The 16,056-nt window shown below is 62.1% G+C and carries 11 protein-coding genes; 2 read left to right on the forward strand and 9 right to left on the reverse strand.

The genetic code is table 11. The features are described 5' to 3' along the window. From RPF88_RS29840 to RPF88_RS29865, 6 genes are all read right to left on the reverse strand, one after another. Entirely contained in the window at window positions 1-612 is a 612-nt protein-coding gene (locus RPF88_RS29840) for a rod-binding protein (RefSeq protein WP_032808145.1), read from the reverse strand. 99 nt (window positions 613-711) lie between these two features. Beyond that, entirely contained in the window at window positions 712-1,605 is an 894-nt protein-coding gene (locus RPF88_RS29845) for a carbohydrate ABC transporter permease (protein WP_275954458.1), read from the reverse strand. Between the two features lies 1 nt (window position 1,606). After that, complete coding sequence (locus RPF88_RS29850; RefSeq protein WP_420828973.1) at window positions 1,607-2,458, reverse strand: carbohydrate ABC transporter permease; 852 nt, start codon at window positions 2,456-2,458, stop codon at window positions 1,607-1,609. 193 nt (window positions 2,459-2,651) lie between these two features. Continuing rightward, window positions 2,652-3,977, reverse strand: coding sequence for an ABC transporter substrate-binding protein (locus RPF88_RS29855; RefSeq protein WP_013529762.1), 1,326 nt, complete (start codon window positions 3,975-3,977; stop codon window positions 2,652-2,654). 37 nt (window positions 3,978-4,014) lie between these two features. Next, on the reverse strand, window positions 4,015-5,100 hold the full coding sequence (locus tag RPF88_RS29860) for an ABC transporter ATP-binding protein (protein ID WP_063168933.1): 1,086 nt from the start codon (window positions 5,098-5,100) through the stop codon (window positions 4,015-4,017). 422 nt (window positions 5,101-5,522) lie between these two features. After that, window positions 5,523-9,980 carry an autotransporter domain-containing protein gene (locus RPF88_RS29865; RefSeq protein WP_337123724.1) on the reverse strand — a complete coding sequence of 1,486 codons (4,458 nt, stop codon included), beginning with the start codon at window positions 9,978-9,980 and terminating at the stop codon, window positions 5,523-5,525. Between the two features lie 512 nt (window positions 9,981-10,492). Between RPF88_RS29865 and RPF88_RS29870 the strand changes: the two genes are divergently transcribed. Together RPF88_RS29870 and RPF88_RS29875 are read left to right on the forward strand one after the other, a co-directional pair. After that, window positions 10,493-11,932 (forward strand): sensor histidine kinase, encoded by a 1,440-nt coding sequence (locus RPF88_RS29870; RefSeq protein ID WP_337123726.1) that lies wholly within the window; start codon window positions 10,493-10,495, stop codon window positions 11,930-11,932. A 4-nt stretch (window positions 11,933-11,936) separates the two neighbouring features. Continuing rightward, window positions 11,937-12,632 carry a response regulator transcription factor gene (locus RPF88_RS29875; RefSeq protein WP_337123728.1) on the forward strand — a complete coding sequence of 232 codons (696 nt, stop codon included), beginning with the start codon at window positions 11,937-11,939 and terminating at the stop codon, window positions 12,630-12,632. Between the two features lie 186 nt (window positions 12,633-12,818). Here RPF88_RS29875 and RPF88_RS29880 read toward each other — a convergent pair whose 3' ends face one another. Genes RPF88_RS29880 through flhA form a run of 3 tightly spaced genes read right to left on the reverse strand, consistent with a single transcriptional unit; the run spans window position 12,819 to window position 16,041 of the window. Next, window positions 12,819-13,202 (reverse strand): hypothetical protein, encoded by a 384-nt coding sequence (locus RPF88_RS29880; protein WP_013529767.1) that lies wholly within the window; start codon window positions 13,200-13,202, stop codon window positions 12,819-12,821. 2 nt (window positions 13,203-13,204) lie between these two features. Continuing rightward, window positions 13,205-13,957 carry a flagellar biosynthetic protein FliR gene (gene fliR, locus RPF88_RS29885; RefSeq protein WP_013529768.1) on the reverse strand — a complete coding sequence of 251 codons (753 nt, stop codon included), beginning with the start codon at window positions 13,955-13,957 and terminating at the stop codon, window positions 13,205-13,207. After that, window positions 13,954-16,041 (reverse strand): flagellar biosynthesis protein FlhA, encoded by a 2,088-nt coding sequence (gene flhA / locus RPF88_RS29890; RefSeq protein ID WP_027161423.1) that lies wholly within the window; start codon window positions 16,039-16,041, stop codon window positions 13,954-13,956. Before flhA ends, fliR begins: the two co-directional genes overlap by 4 nt. Window positions 16,042-16,056 lie beyond the last annotated feature (15 nt).

The following is a 16,056-nucleotide window of genomic DNA, read 5'->3' on the forward strand; positions in this document are numbered from 1 at the left end:
TTAGATCTTGATATTTGTTTTTATGGTCGTCTCGTCACCGGTCATCGATCCCGCAGCCTTGCGCTGCAATTGATGGACCAGCGAGGTCGACAGGCTGTTTTGCTGGTCGACCTCGGTCTTTTCCGGCCCGCCCGAAACCGGACCGACGGGCACGACGCGCTTGCCTTCGAGATAGTGGTCGGCGAGCATCGATTTGGCGATGCCGATGCCGCCGCGTTCGGCCATCACGTCGGCCACCCGCTCTGCAAGCTGCGATTTCCACATGTCGCCGGCCAAGCCCTTGCCGTAGACGCCCTCGGTGTCCTTGGGCAGCATGTTCTGGATGAAGGTCTGCAGCACCATCGCCTCGAACTTCTTGAATTTCTTGGCCGGGTCGGTTGCAGCGGCGGCCTTGTCGGCTGTGGCGCGCGACAGGATCGAGCCGGCATCGACGGAAGCGGCTGTGTCGAGTGAAAACGTGCCCGTAGCGCCGCCGGCCCGCTTTGCCAGCGCGGCGCGGGCGGTCTCGATATCCGCCGGGTCGACGGCTCGGGCCACATCCATAACGATGTCGCTGGGTGGAGAAATCGCCAAGAAAGTCCGCCTTTTACCGGTTTTCCCTGACCAGACCATGCCTCAACAAGCTTGTGGCAGGCTTGCGGGAAGGAGAGGGAGCGGAGTGCGGGGATCGGATCGAAGCTGCCGGCCGAGGGTGGGATTTGCGCCTCAGCCTCACTCCTTGACCGCCCCCGTCATCGAGGAGACGTAGTGCTCGACAAAGAATGAATAGAGCACCACCACCGGCAGGGAGCCGATCAGCGCGCCTGCCATCAGGGCTCCCCATTCATAGACGTCCGAACGTACCAGCTCGGTAAGCACGCCGACCGGCACGGTCTTGTTTTCGGACGACTGGATAAAGGTCAAGGCGTAGATGAATTCGTTCCATGACAGGGTGAAGGCGAAGATGCCGGCGGAGATCAGGCCGGGCACCGACAGCGGCAGAACTATCTTGGTCAGGATTTGCCAGCGGCTCGCTCCGTCGATCAGCGCGCATTCTTCCAGTTCGAAGGGTATCGAGCGGAAGTAGCCCATCAAGAGCCACGTGCAGAATGGAATGAGGAACGTCGGATAGGTGAGGATCAGTGCGAACGGCGTATCGTAAAGGCCGAGGTTGAACACCATTACCGACAGTGGAATGAACAGAATCGAGGGCGGCACGAGATAGGCCAGGAAGATCGCCAAGCCGACCTGCCGCGCCCCGGAAAACCTCAAGCGTTCGATCGCATAGGCTGCGAACACCGCCGCCAGCAGCGACAGGAAAGTTGCGGCGGTCGAGATGATGATCGTGTTGAGAAGCCAACCCGGATAGGACGTCTCGAAGAGCAGATACCGAATATGCTCGAGCGTCGGATGGACGACCCAGAACGGGTTGAAATTGGCATAATCCGTCATCTCGAGATTGGGTTTCACCGCCGTGATCGTCATCCAGTAGAACGGGAACAGCAACACGATGACGAAGATCAGGAGCGGCAGATAAACGGTCACCACGCGCCGGGGCAGGCTCTGAAGATAGCCCATGCCGCCTTCATCCGTGTTCGGACGATCGTTCGTTTCGATCGCGGCCATGTCAGTCTCCACCGCCCTGCTGCCATTTACGACGTTGCAGCCCGAAATAGCTGAAAAGGATCGCCGCAAGCAGGAACGGGATCATCGCCACCGCGATCGCGGCTCCCTCGCCAAGCTGGCCGCCGGAAATGCCGCGCTGGAACGAGAGCGTCGCCATCAGATGGGTGGCATTCACCGGCCCGCCGCGAGTCAGCACATAGATCAGCTGGAAATCGGTGAAGGTGAACAGGACCGAAAAGGTCATGGTGATGGCGATGATCGGCGTCAGCAGCGGCAGCGTCACATAGCGGAACAACTGCCAACGGCTGGCGCCGTCGAGCGTCGCGGCCTCGTAAAGCGATTGGGGAATCGTCTGCAGGCCGGCCAGCAGCGTGATGGCCACGAAAGGAATGCCGCGCCAGACATTGGCGGCGATCACCGAGGCGCGCGCGTTCTCCGGATCGCCAAGGAAATTGATGCGGTGGTCGATCAGTCCCATCTGCTGCAGCGCCCAGGAGAGGATGGAGAACTGCGAATCGTAGATCCACCAGAAGGCGATGGCCGAGAGCACCGTCGGCACCACCCACGGCAGCAGGACAATCGCGCGGAAGAACGATTTGAAGGGAAGGTTCTGGTTGAGGAGGAGCGCCAGCCAGAGGCCGAGCGCGAATTTCAGGATCGAAGCGCTGATCGTGTAGAGCAAGGTGTTGAAGACGGAGAGCCAGAAGACGGCGTCGCTCCACAGATATTCATAGTTTTCGATGCCGATGAAGATGCCGGGGCGGCCGATGCGGGCATCGGTGAAGCCGAGCCAGACACCGAGCCCCAGCGGATAGGTCAGGAAGACAAGCAGCAGTGCAGCCGCCGGAAGCATGAAGCCGAAGCCAAGTGCGTTCCGGCTTTCGCTCCAGCGCGATAGAATCCGTGAGAAGATCGAAGATCGCGGCTGGATAGCAGCTGACGGCACGGCCATGGGTCGGCTCCTGCTGAGGTCTCATTGATCGGCCGGATCGGCCACGATGCAATCCGAAGCCAGCCGGGCAGCCGCGCTGCCCGGCTGAACCGGCTCAAACGCGATAATAGCGATTTGCCCGCTTCTCGGCCTCTTCCATTGCCTCTTGCGGCGTCGCCTGGCCGGTCACCGCTTTGGCGAACATATCGACCAGCACGTAGTCGGCCATGGTTGCCGCCGAAGCATAGCCGAGCGGCCCGGCATAGCCGTTAGGCCGCAGAGTAGCCGAAGCCTTGGCGTAAGCGGCGTTGTTGGGATCGGCAGTCCATACCGGGTTGTTGTCGAATGCCTTCAGGGTCTGGCAGCAATATCCGGCCGAGGAGGTGATCCAGTCCTTCATTTGCGGTTCCTCGAACATGAACTGCAAATACGCCTTGGCCGCGTTGGGGTAGGGCGTGTAATTGAAGATGACAGCCGTGGTCACCTGGAACAATTCGACGGATTTGCCGACAGGACCGATGGGCAGGTTGGTGGTGCGTATGTCCTTGGCGATTTCAGCCAGCTTCGGATCATTGTCTTTATTGATTTTGGCGGTGTTGTAGGCCGAGATGCCGTTGGCGATGACAGCCAGTTCGCCGGCCAGGAAGGCGCGGTTGTTGTTGACGTCGAGCCAGCTTTCCGTGCCTGGAATGAAGGTCTTGTAGAGTTCCTGCGCGTATTCGATGGCCTTGAGGGTCTCGGGGCTGTTGATCGTTACCTTGCCGCTCTCGTCGACCATCTGGCCGCCATGGCTCCACAGCAGCCAATGAGCATAGTTGTTGCCGTCGCCGACGCCATGGCCATGCGTGAAGCCGGCCGGATGGCCCTTCGCCTGCAAGGCCTTGCAAAGTTCCAGGAAGCCTTTCGTGTCTTTGGGAAACTCCGAAAAGCCGGCCTCTTTCACCCAGCTTTCCCGATAGACGATGGCATTTCCGATCGTGGCCAGTGGCAGGCCGATGAATTTGCCTTCCCGGGTCGCATATTGCTTTGGTCCATCATGCCAGCCGCCGTATTTCGAGCCGAGATACTCGCCCAGTTCGCTCACGTCGTGCAGCTTGTCGGGATATTGGTGCGGGTCATCGAACCAGACGAACATCAGGTCGGGGCCGGAGCCGACATTTGCCGCGACCGCCGCCTTGGGGCGAATGTCCTCCCAACTTTCCTTGTCGACGCGGACCGCGACACCGGTCGCTTCGGTGAAGCGCTTGGTGTTGGCCAGCCATTGGTCCTCGTCGCCCTGGACGAAGGGCGACCAGCGCAGCAGCCTAAGCTTGGCGCCATCCTCGGGTTTGTATTTCGGTCCGTCCTGGGCAAGGGCCGGAGAGCTGATGAACCGACTTCCCAAGGCACCCGCCGCCGCGCCGGCGGTGGTGCGGATCACGTCACGTCTGGTGAACTTCATGCTCGTTTCCTCCTGCTTGTTGTCCTTGCCTGTGGTCCTACTGATCGGTACGTGTTTGGAACCTCTGTCCGGTTTCTCCGTGAAAGAGATGGATGAGGCCGGGCTCGGCCGTAAGCCGGATGGTTTCGCCCGGCGTGAAGGAATGTCGTTCCCGGAAATTCGCGACGATCTCTTCGCCGCCGGCTGTCCGGCCGATGAGCTGCACTTCGGACCCGGTTGGTTCAACCACCGCGACGGTGACCGGAATGCCCCGGTCGTCGGACAGCCGCAAATGCTCGGGCCTTATTCCCAGCACCACAGGCTCGCCATTGGGGATGGAAAGTGCCGAGGCCAACGGGACTGAAATCCCCCCGGCGCCGCGGAACGAGGGTGAGCCGTCAATAGCGATCTCGCCCCTCAGCAAATTCATGGCCGGCGAGCCGATGAAGCTGGCGACAAAAAGATTGTTCGGCCGGTCATAGAGTTCCAGCGGCGGCCCTATCTGCTCGACGATGCCGTCATGCATGACCACGATCTTGTCAGCCATGGTCATGGCCTCGATCTGGTCGTGCGTGACGTAGACTGTCGTGGTCTTGAGGCGCTGGTGCAGTTCCTTGATCTCGGCGCGCATCTGCACCCTGAGTTTGGCGTCGAGATTGGACAGCGGTTCGTCGAAGAGAAAGACCGCCGGATCACGCACGATCGCGCGGCCCATGGCGACGCGCTGGCGCTGGCCGCCGGAAAGCTGCCGAGGATAGCGCGCCAGCAACGGCACCAGCCCAAGGATTTCGGCCGCGCGGCGCACGCCTGCATCGCTCTCCGGCTTGGAAACTCCTTTGAGCATCAGCGAGAACGCCATGTTCTCGGCAACGGTCATGTGTGGGTAGAGCGCATAGTTCTGGAAGACCATGGCGACGTCGCGCTCCTTGGGCGCAACGTTGTTGACGACACGTTCGCCAATCGCGATCTGGCCGCGTGAAATCTTTTCCAGGCCGGCGATCATTCTGAGAAGGGTTGATTTTCCGCAGCCCGATGGTCCGACCAGAGTGACGAACTCGCCGTCCTCGATGTTCACGCTGACCCCGTGCAGGATCTCGACAGCGCCGAATGATTTGTAGACTTCGCCAATTGCGACAGACGCCATCGATCCTCCCAAGAAATTCCTGCGACCTCGTCGAAGGAACAACGCTTCCGCTAGCGACAGCCCTGGCTCCTCCCAGGCTCACGCTAGGCCGAAACGGTAGCGCTACCAAACCGGGCTGTAAAGCGTTTAGGGGAAAGCCGAACCTTGGGAGGGTCCGCTTCGCGCCACACAATCCTCCCAGCTGCTCCTGCGTCCGCTTCTGCGCGATCAAGTCCGGCACCTGCGGTCGCAGCGTTCGCGTTCATCACAGTTGCGCACGTCCTTGTAGGCTCGCTCCGACCGGCGGCGATAAGGCTGGCTTCCTGCCTGGCGCTCGCGAGGTTCGCTTCCTGGCGTACGACCGCCTGGGCGATGCGACAAGCGGATTGAATAGCCCCTTTTCCGTCAGGGGCAGTCATTCCGGAACGATCCTTCCCGCTTGATTAGAATTCCACGTTGAGTTTTGCATTGAAGCCGTTCTGCTGGACGCCGGAGCCGAACTGACCCTGGTAGGCGACGCTGAGGGTTGCGGCATCGGTCAGGTTGAGATCGAACCCCGCTTCGATGGCGGCACTGTCCTTGGCGATCGGCACGCCAGCGATCGTGAAGGCATCACCGGCAGAGAAGGCATGTGTGCTGGTCGGTATGACGTCGCCATAGGCATGGCGCCAGCCCAGCATGCCGCGCGCTGTGGCATTGATGGCGCCGAGCGTGAAGCCGGCGGAGGCTCTGAGACCAAGCGTGGTGAAGGTGGCGTCGGTGGTCTGGCTTGCACTGGTCAATGCCGCCGCACCGCCCTTTTCCGTGAAGCCGTCCGTATGCAGGTTGACATAAGCGAGGTTGGCAAAAGGCTCGAAGGCCGCGACTGGCGTATCGATGCGATAGCCGAGTTCCCCGAACGCCTGGAAGGTGCCAGCGTTGTAGTCGCCGCTCAGGCTGTCGGCAAAGCCGGGCATGGCCACCGAGCGCGATGTCTTCATGTCATGCCACGTATAGGCAAGCCCGGAGCGGAAGGCGAGAGCGCCCCGCTGCGTGCCACCATAAAGGCCGAGATGATAATTGTCGCTCGAGCCTGACGAGGATCGGCCGTCGGCATCGAAGCTCGTGTGGCTGTAGCCAGTCATGATGCCAAGCCGCACATCCTCCGCGACAAGGCCGTCGACGCCGGTAAGAAAGCCGCCGGTGGAGGTATCGAGGCCTGCGGCATTGCCGTCGCCGTCGAAGGAACCCCATGACCCGAAAGCCGTGCCCCAGGCGGCAAAGCGATCGGTGGTGGCAGGCGCCAGCATCGGACCGCCTTCGCCATAGGCCAGCACCGGCGATGCCGGGATACCTACCCCCTCGAAGGCCGCACGCAGGCGGTCATTGATGGCATCGCGGACAAAATGGCTGTCCTCGATCAGCGCCGATTTGGCGGACGCATGGATCTCGCCAGATAACACATCGAAGGCTTCGCGTGCGGTTTCATCGTCCGGCAGGCCGGCGATTGCATCGTAGATCGGGTTGCCCGACCCGGCGCTTTCGGCGCCATTGGCGGTGGCACACTGGTTGCGGGTGCCGGCCACGTCGCAGAACGACACGTCATTGCGGGCAACGTCGAGATAGATATTACTGGCGTCATAGGCGAGTGCCAGATCGACAAACGGGGCGTTCTGGTCGAACGCATCATAGGTGCCGGTCACGCCCTGATCCGCGCTCAGGATCGTGTAGCGGGTTCCGGCACTGTAGCCGCCCGGCGCTTTGAGCGCGAAGACGGTGCCACCCTGGATGGTGGCTTTGCCCGTCACGTCGATCAGGTCGGAATTGCCGGCCGGATTGATCTCGACTTCGTAGGTCGAGCCTATCTCCTGCGTGTAATCGCCTGACACATTCAGCGTGCCGATCGAATTGCCCGGCGTAATCGTGCCGCCAGAAGCGATCGTGGTCGTACCCACCGTTCCCGAACCGCCGAGCGTGCCGCCGGCTGCAACCGCAATGGCGCCAGCAATGCTTGCCCCGGAATGGCTGCCGTCGCCGACAACGAGCTTGCCGCCGCCGATGGTGGTCAGACCGGTATAGGTGCTGACGCCGTTCAGCGTCAGCGTGCCGGCGCCGGTCTTGACGAGGCTCCCTCCGATGCCAGTGCTGCCATCCTGGATGACGCCGCCGATGGTGTCGTTCTTATCCAATCCGCCAAGCGTCAGCACCTTCGAGCCGAGAAAGACGAGACCATCGCCCGAAAGCGAGCCAATCGCGATACCGTCCGACGTCATTTCGGAGATGTCGACCTTTCCCCCCGTATCGTTGATGATCGTGGCGCCATCCGCGGTGTTGGCGCCATGGAAGCCAACGAAGCCGCCCTTGTTGGTGATGGCGGCGCTGCCGGCAGACGCGGTGTCGTAGAAGTCGAGCGTTCCTTGGATTGTAACGCCAATCGTGGCATTGGCGGCGCTCGAATTGCCGTTGAAGGACGTCCTGCTACCATTGCCGGTGATCGAAGCCGCACCGGCCGATGTTTCGTCGTTGAAGTTGATGCGGCTTTGGGTAGTGACGATCGTCGCCGTTCCCGCCGACGCACTGCCATCGAAGCGCATCGTTGCGTTTGTTTCCATGACGATGTCGAGGCTCTCGGCGCTTGCATCATTGATGAAGCGGAGGTCACCGGCCTTGACATTCACCGGTCCGCTGCCCAGCGCGCCTGTCGTCGCCGCGGTGATGAATCCTGCCGAAACCGTCGTCCCACCGGCGTAGCTGTTGGCGCTCGAAAGCACCAGCCCGCCGGCCCCGGTCTTGGTGAGCGCGCCGGTCCCGGAGATGACGCCGTTCGCCGTCAGGTCGGCATCGGTCTGGAACGTCCCACCGCCGGCATCCAGGGTGACGTTGCGCGCCGTCGCGAACGCCGCCGTGTTCCGCAGCGTGCCGCCGTTGAATGTCAGGGCACCGCTTGCAGCGCCGAGATTGGCATCGGAAGAAACGGAAATAATCCCGCCTAGAAGCCGCGTGCCGCCCTGATAGCTGTTGCTGCCTTCCAGGACGAGCGTGCCGCCTTCCGTCTTGCTGACCCCGCCCGCGCCTGTAATCGTCGTCGCGATGGCGGCTGCCGTGCCTGCCAGCACCCGGATCTCGGCATTGCCGGAGCCGCCTACGTCAAGTGTGCCTGGGCCTTCCAGGCGATAGCCGTTGTCGACGAATTGCAGGCCCTTGAAGCTTTGCGCTCCCTCGACGGCGATCGTGCCGCCGTCGAAGCCGCCCGGTTCGTTCTTGAACACCGCATGGTTGCCTGCCCAGGAGACGAGAGTATCGCCGCCCTGGTTCAGCCATTTTTCGTTCGTGGTGTTCCAGGTCCCGTCGCCGCCCTGCCAGTGCTGCAGCGTGTCGTCTCCCGGCGTGCCCGAAGCGGGAACAAACAGATCGACATTGCCATTCCCGGCCTGGATTTCATAAAGACTGGCATCGCGATAGGGAACCGCACCGATCGTCAACCCATCGCCGGACAGCGTTCCGCCATAGGTCATCAGCCGGTAATAACCCAAGCCTGCCGACCCGTCTCCCGGGTTTCCGCTCTGTGCCAGGTTAATCGTGCCATTAAGCGTAAGGTTGTCACGCACTGCTATCTGGTCGCTCACGCCCGTGGCCGGATTTCCGGCCGTGCCGGGACTACCCAGCTCGTAATCGAGGATCGATCCGGCCGACAGCTCCAGATTGCCATCGACCGTCAGCGTACCCACCGAATTGCCTGGCGCGATATGCCCGCCATCGGCAACCGTCGTCGTGCCCACCGTGCCCGAGCCACCGAGCGTGGCGCCGTCCTCGACATTGATCGTGCCACCGAGGAAGCCGGCACTGGCATGGTTCCCGACAAGAAGCGTGCCGCCTGCAACAGTGGTGGCACCGGTGAAGCTGGAACTGTCCGTGGCCAAAACGGTCGTGCCGCTTTCATGGAGGATGGTCCCCAAGCCGGTCAGGGAAGGGGTGAAAATCAGATCGGACCCATCGGGATTTCCCAGATGATTGAACACAACCGTGCCTGTGCCAGCGCCAAAAGCTATCGATGCCGCATCAACCGTGCCGGCGGCCTTCGCCACTTCCCCACTTGCCGCACCGATGTTGAGCGTTCCGAATGATCCTGGCTGGGCCGCCAACCCAACGATAGCAGGACCCCCGGCAAGCGAAACCTGTCCGCCCTCCGACAGAGTCAGCGTGCCCTTGCCCAAGACGCCAACGGCAATGATGGAGTCGCCTGTCCAAACCGACCCGGGGCCCGTAATATTCACAATTCCGGTGGCTTGAGCATCCCAACCAACAATGGCGTTGTTGCCGCTGGAAACCTGCCCGCCATTTTCAATGCTGAGCGATCCATTGCCAAAGAGACCAACTGCGATGGCATCAACGAGTGTCCAACCCGAATCATTTCCGGAAATCACCGCGGAGCCAGTGCTGCCCGCGCCATACGCCACAACTCCCGAATCGTTGAAAACCTGACCGCCATTCTCGACGATCAAGCTCCCTTTCCCTTTGGAATCCCCATTGGAATCCCCGACCCTAAGGACGTCGGCAGTCCAGGTGGCCGACCCTGAAACTCTTGCGGTTGCCCACTCGTCCGGATCAGTTCCGTCAGTAGCAATGATCCCGGTAAAAGAGGTGAGCTGTGTGTCGATGTCGAGCGTGCCCCCCATGACGCCCAGGTTGCCCGCGAGGTCGGAAGCGTCGCCTGACAGCGTCAGCGTACCGGCGCCGGCCTTGCCGAAATGGCCGGGGCCGGTAATGGTCCCGGCATAGGTACCGTCGCTCGCCTGGTCGAAGACGACGGCGCCGGTGTTCACGCCTGAGAAGGTGAGATTGCCGCCGAAGCTGTTGGTGTCGCCGACCAAGGTGCCTTGATCGATGGTCCAGTCCTGCGCACCCGTGCCGGTCAGGGTCACGGTATTCGTCCCGGCCTTGTTAAAGCTCGTGAAGCCGACGAACTCGTCACTCGCGCCTACCGTGGCCGTATTCACGAGCTTCGAGACATCGAAGGCCGGTGTGGAAGGCCCCCGCGAGCGCCGTGGAGCACAAAAGTACAAGCGGGCGTATGAGCGAGCGACGATCGCGAATTGTCATGGAATTCCCCCCGTGTGCCGCAAGCAACGATTCCGCGGCCGGCCCGATCGCCGAGCGTCCCGCGAAAATCATCGCTTGCCGCTGCGTCGGGTCGCGTGCGTCCGCCACGCACATCGCCCGACTGCTTCCTCACAATCCGCCCGGCGAAACCACCAAGACGATCGCGGCCGATGATAAAACGTCCTCTCCCGACAATTCCACCGATCAATTCTATTGAATTCTGACCAATTCTTGCACGGGCGGATCGCGCTTGCCTCCCCGCACAACTCCTGCGAGATTCAACATTTGGCGCATCGGGGGGTGCGGCAGGGGAACCCCGTGCGAATACTCGACCATGCTTGATCTGAAGACCGTTCTGGTTGTTACGTTTGCAACCGCAAGCCTGCAGGCCGTCACCTGGTTGTTTGTGTGGCTGGCGTGGCGCCGCCTCTATGAGTTGAAGTTTCTTGCGGCCGGCTTCGTCGCTATCGCGGCGGGGGTGCTGCTGATTCTCCTGCGTGGGGAGCAGCCGGCGGCCTGGGCCATCGTGCTCCACAACACGATCATCAAGCTAGGCCTGGTGTTGCTGGCCGAGGGTCTGGCGCGCTTTCTGGGACAGCCACGCTATACCTGGATCAGCATTTCACTGCTGATTTTCCAAATTGTCGCATGGAGTGCCGCCCTCGCGATGGATCCGGGCGACATTGCTATACGCATTCACGCATCGACCTTCTTTACGGTCGTGATGATGTCGGTGATGTGTCTTGGGCTGATGCGGGACCGGACGCAACCAACCCTCCTGCGCTGGATCACGATCGGTGTGCTTGCCGAGTATATCGCGGCTAGCGTTCTCCAGAGCATCATCGAATACCGGCTGCCGGTCGATTTTCAAGGCGCCTCGGTTCTGGCCGACCGCAACGCCTGGTATCTGCTGCAGGGCGCGCTGTTCCTGATCGCCTTTTTCGGCTGCCTGCTGTTCATGGTCAGTTCGCGGCTGTCCTCTGCGCTGCTGGAGAAAAATATCGCCCTGTCGCGGGAGGTACGGGAACGACGACGGCTGGAAAGCCGGTTGAACGCGAGCCTGGCGGCCGAACGTGTGCTTCGCGACGAGCAGGCGGACTTCATGCGCGTCGTCAGCCACGAGTTTCGCACCCCGCTCGCCATCATCCGCAACGCGGCCGACATGATCGGCCTTGTCGGCCACAAGTCGCCCGAAGCGACACGAGAACGGATTGCCGGCATTGGCGAGGCGCTCGATCGCCTGTTTTCCCTGATCGACCGCTTCATGGCCAATGATCGCGACAGCGGGTTTCAGCCGGAGATGATACGCGTCGGTTTGCTTATTGCCGATGTGCGGCTGCATTTCGGGATGACCGGGCGCGGCGAGCGCCTGATCTTTACGGCGGATGACGACGCCGTTTCGCTTGTCGCCGATCCCGAGATGCTGGCGACCGTCCTGATCAACCTCATCGACAATGCGCTCAAATATTCGTCGGAGGACCAGCCAGTGGATATCGATGTGCGCAGCGAAGGTCGAAGTGCGGTCATTCGGGTGCGTGACCGTGGCATCGGCATTCCACAGGCCGAGCTTCACAAGATCGGCAGGCGCTTTTTCCGGGCCTCCAATACGATGGCGGGAACCGGAACCGGTCTCGGCCTCTATTCTTCGCGCAAATTGCTGGCCTATCACGGCGGCAAGCTGCAGTTGCTCGCCAACGACGACCAGGGCATTACGTCCATCGTCAGCCTGCCTCTGGCAGGCGAGGCAACGGATCACTTTCGCCCGAGGAACTGACCGCATGACGCATATTCTGATCGTCGAGGACGAGCCCCGGCTGCGCAAGGATCTGGCGGATTTCCTGGAACTGACGGGCTTCACGGCCGAAAGCGTCGCCACGGCAGGGGAATTGCGCCAGACGCTGGCCAACGGCAGCTCGCCCGCTGTCATCATCCTCGATGTCGGGCTGCCCGATGGGAACGGGTTCGATCTGGCAACCGAAATCCGCAAATCACATGCCTGCGGCATCATCATGCTGACGGCGCTCGGTGACAGCGACGACCGTATCCGTGGCTTTGAGAGCGGCGCCGACATCTACCTGGTCAAGCACAGCACGCTGCGCGAGATCGACGCCGCAATTCGCAGCCTGCTGCGACGGACGGGAGCCCCGCCCGACTCTGCCAACGGCAGCAGCGATCGGTGGGTGCTGGACGGCACGAACTGGATGCTGATCGCGCCCAATCACCGTTCGCTTAAACTGACGGCGGCCGAGTTCGCCTTCATGAACGTGCTCTGCAACCGTAGCGGCGAAATCTGCCAGCGCGAGGATCTGGTGGAGCTTGTCGCCCGTCCCAGGTCGAACTTCGACAACAGGCATCTCGACGCAGTCGTCAGCCGGCTACGCCGCAAACTGGAGGAGCACATCAGCTTGCCCGCGCCGATCAAGGTCGTCTATGGCGTTGGCTACATCTTCACCGCAGCCGCCGCCGTGCAATGAACGTCTGCTCAACGGCTGCTTCCAGACCGAAGCATCGACTGGTCACGGCGCGGCAGGACCTCGATGTGCAGCCTGCAATGTCCGCTCTCAGGAAGCCACCATGCCCGCCCCTAAGACCGAGATTGCCGCCATTCGCAACCTGGTCAATGACGCTCACCGTTGGCCCCATAGCAGAACACCCTCAGCTTATTCCTCGCCCTGCTTCTGCGCGATGATGTCGAGCCGCTCGCGGTCGGAGCGTTCGCGCTCGTCGCGGTTGCGCACGTCCTTGTAGGCACGCTCAACCATGTTGGTGCGGGCGGTCGCGGCGGCGATGAGGCCGGCTTCTTGCTTCGCGCTTGCCAGGTTCGCCTCCTGGCGCACGACCGCTTGGGCGATGCGGCGGTGGTAGAGATCGGGGAACAGGGCGGAAAGCGAATCGGGCTGGTCGAAATGGCCGACCAGTTCCCTGGCTTCAGCCTCGGCGGCACTGGCCGCGGCAAGGAAGGTGGCGTGGCGGGTTTCGTGCAGCGCCTTCAGCTGTTCCTGCACCTTGACCAGTTTCTTGAGGCGGTCCTTGCGCGTGCTCATGGTCATCTCGCCAGCGTCAGGTCGACGAAGCCGTCGACGAACAGCGACAGCATGGTGCCGACGGCGAAATAGAAGATGATCATGCCGCCGGCGATGATGAAGGGCTGGGAGATGAAATAGATCGGGATCTGCGGGGTCAGCTTGTTGACGAAGCCGATCGTCAGATTGACGAGAATGGCATAGGCGACGAACGGGCTGCCGAGGCGGATGACCAGGAAGAAGGTGTCCGACACCGTGTCGGTGACATCGACGAGGGCTGCCTGCGGGTTGAAGAAGATGTTGACCGGCGCGACCGTGTAGGAGGAAACCAGCGCGCGTATTATCTCGTGGTCGAAATCGAACACGAACAGCATCAACAGCGCCGAGAACGAGATGATCGCGGCAAGGGCTGCCTGGGGTTCGGGCTCCTCGATCGCCGGTCCGCCGGTGCCGCCATAACCGACCAGCATGGCGATGGCCGAACCCATGAAGCGCAGGGCTTCCATGTAGAGCCTGGTCATGGCGCCGATCAGGCCGCCGACCAGAAGTTCCGAGATGATCATCGGCACCAGGATCTGCGGGCGCGGGTCGACGAAAGGAAAGATCTTGTCCCACAGGAAGGCGAGCAGGCCGCCGGTGGCGGCGACCGCCACGAACAACCTGACCTGGACCGGGACGCGGGCGCTGGACAGGCCCGGCATCAGCATGAAACAGGCGCCGATGCGGCAGAAGGCGAGGAACGCCGCGATGACGACGCCTTGCGACAGCACGCTCACGATATGGTTCCGAGCACCCTGATCTCGACGCCCTTGGCGATTTCGACGTGGCTGAGCACCGGCAGCGTGGTGAACAGCCGCTCGATGATCATGCGCACATAGGGGCGGGCGTCGGGCGCGGTGACGAGGACGAAACGTTCGCCGGCTTCCAGATATTTCTTGATCGCCTTGGTGGCGTCCTGGCCGAACTCCTCGAGCTGGCGCGGGTCGATGTCGAACTCGCGCACCTCGCCCTTGGCGTCGCGCTTGAGGCTCTGGTGGAAGGCGAGGTCCCAGCGGTTGCCGAGGCGAAGCACCTTCAGCACGCCGCCCTCGGACAGGTCGCCGCAAATCTGCTGGGCCATGCGGATGCGGACATGTTCGACGATCTGCTCGGTGCGGCGCACATGCGGCGCGATCTCGGCGATCGCCTCGATGATCAGGTGCAGGTTGCGGATCGAGACGCGCTCGGCGAGCAGCAGCTTCAGCACCGCCTGCAGGCCGGGATAGGAGATGTGGGTGGTGCAGATCTCGTCGGCGAGCTTGCGGTATTCCTGGTCCTGGCGTTCGAGCAGCGCCTTCATATCCTTGTAGGACAGAAGCTGCGGCAGGTTGTTGCGGATAACCTCGGAGAGATGGGTGAGCAGCACCGACATGTTGTCGGCGAAGGTGTAGTTCTCGCGCTTCAGATCCTCGGCGAAGGCTTCGACGACGGAATAGGCGCGCATGCCGAAGGCCGGCTCACGGATTTCCTCGCCCGGTATCTCGGGTACGTCGCGATTGCCGAGCAGCACCATGATCTCGCCGACGCGCATCTGGTATTCGGCCACCACGGTGCCGTGCACCTTGATCTGGTAGCTTTTCGGCGGGATGGCGAAATCGTCGGCGACACGCACTTCCGGCACGACGAAGCCGTACTGGGTGGCGAATTTCTTGCGCATCTTGCCCATGCGGAAAACCAGTTCCTGATGCGACGTCAGCAGCCTTGTCGACAGCTGCTTGCCGATCAAAAGCTCGATCTCGGCGGTGGCGAGCGAGGCCTTGACCGAGTTCTTCTCCTCCTCGACCTTGGTCGCCTTTTCCTGGTCCTTGATCGCCTCGGCTTCGGCGAGGACACGGTTGGCGCGCATCGGGATGACGTAGCCGAGACCGGCCATGCCGGCGGCGAGCGCAAAGAACGGGAACAGCGGCAGGCCGGGCATCAAGCCGAGCAGGACCAGCAGCGATGCCGCGACATAGAGGGCGCGCGGGTGGGCGCCGAGCTGGCCGAACACCGCCTGGTTGGTCGAGCCGCGGGTGCCGCCCTTGGAGACGAGCAGGCCGGCGGCGAGCGACACGATCAGTGCCGGGATCTGGGTGACGAGGCCGTCGCCGACCGACAGCTTGATGAACACGTCGGCGGCTTCGCCCATGCCCATGCCGTGCCTGATGTAGCCGATGGCAATGCCGCCGACGATGTTGATGGCGGTGATGATGAGGCCGGCGATGGCGTCGCCGCGGACGAACTTCGAGGCGCCGTCCATCGAGCCGAAGAAAGAAGATTCTTCTTCCAGTTCACGGCGGCGCAGCTGCGCGGTCTTGTCGTCGATCATGCCGGCCGAGAGGTCGGCGTCGATCGACATCTGCTTGCCGGGGATGGCATCGAGGGTGAAGCGCGCGCCGACTTCGGCGATACGCGTGGCGCCCTTGGTGATGACGATGAAGTTCACCACGATCAGGATCATGAAGACGATGAGGCCGATGACGAAGTCGCTGGCCATCACCAACTTGGAGAAGCCGGCGATGACGTAGCCGGCGGCATGCGTCCCTTCATTGCCATGCGACAGGATCATGCGCGTGGTGGCGATGTTGAGCGACAGCCGCAGCATGGTGGCGATGAGCAGCACGGTTGGAAAAGACGAAAAATCGAGCGGCCGCTGGATCCACAGCGCCACCATCAGGATCAGCACCGAAAGCGCGATCGAAAAGGCGAGGCCGACATCGATGAGAAAGGCCGGGATCGGCAGGAACAGCACGGCAAGTATGATGACGATGCCGATGGCGAAGAAGACGTCGCGGCCGTTCTTGGCGGCCGCGCCGGGCTGAATGCTTTCGCTGATCGCCATATCGTCCTCAAACCC

The organism is Mesorhizobium sp. ISC11 (genome assembly GCF_037162595.1).
Taxonomy (GTDB): Bacteria; Pseudomonadota; Alphaproteobacteria; order Rhizobiales; family Rhizobiaceae; genus Mesorhizobium; species Mesorhizobium ciceri.

Coding starts and splice junctions, on each gene's coding strand:
- RPF88_RS29840 (WP_032808145.1), bottom strand. CDS start 612: ATGGTCTGGTCAGGGAAAACCGGTAAAAGGCGGACTTTCTTGGCGATT.
- RPF88_RS29845 (WP_275954458.1), bottom strand. CDS start 1,605: ATGGCCGCGATCGAAACGAACGATCGTCCGAACACGGATGAAGGCGGC.
- RPF88_RS29850 (WP_420828973.1), bottom strand. CDS start 2,458: ATGCTTCCGGCGGCTGCACTGCTGCTTGTCTTCCTGACCTATCCGCTG.
- RPF88_RS29855 (WP_013529762.1), bottom strand. CDS start 3,977: ATGAAGTTCACCAGACGTGACGTGATCCGCACCACCGCCGGCGCGGCG.
- RPF88_RS29860 (WP_063168933.1), bottom strand. CDS start 5,100: ATGGCGTCTGTCGCAATTGGCGAAGTCTACAAATCATTCGGCGCTGTC.
- RPF88_RS29870 (WP_337123726.1), top strand. CDS start 10,493: ATGCTTGATCTGAAGACCGTTCTGGTTGTTACGTTTGCAACCGCAAGC.
- RPF88_RS29875 (WP_337123728.1), top strand. CDS start 11,937: ATGACGCATATTCTGATCGTCGAGGACGAGCCCCGGCTGCGCAAGGAT.
- RPF88_RS29880 (WP_013529767.1), bottom strand. CDS start 13,202: ATGAGCACGCGCAAGGACCGCCTCAAGAAACTGGTCAAGGTGCAGGAA.
- flhA (WP_027161423.1), bottom strand. CDS start 16,041: ATGGCGATCAGCGAAAGCATTCAGCCCGGCGCGGCCGCCAAGAACGGC.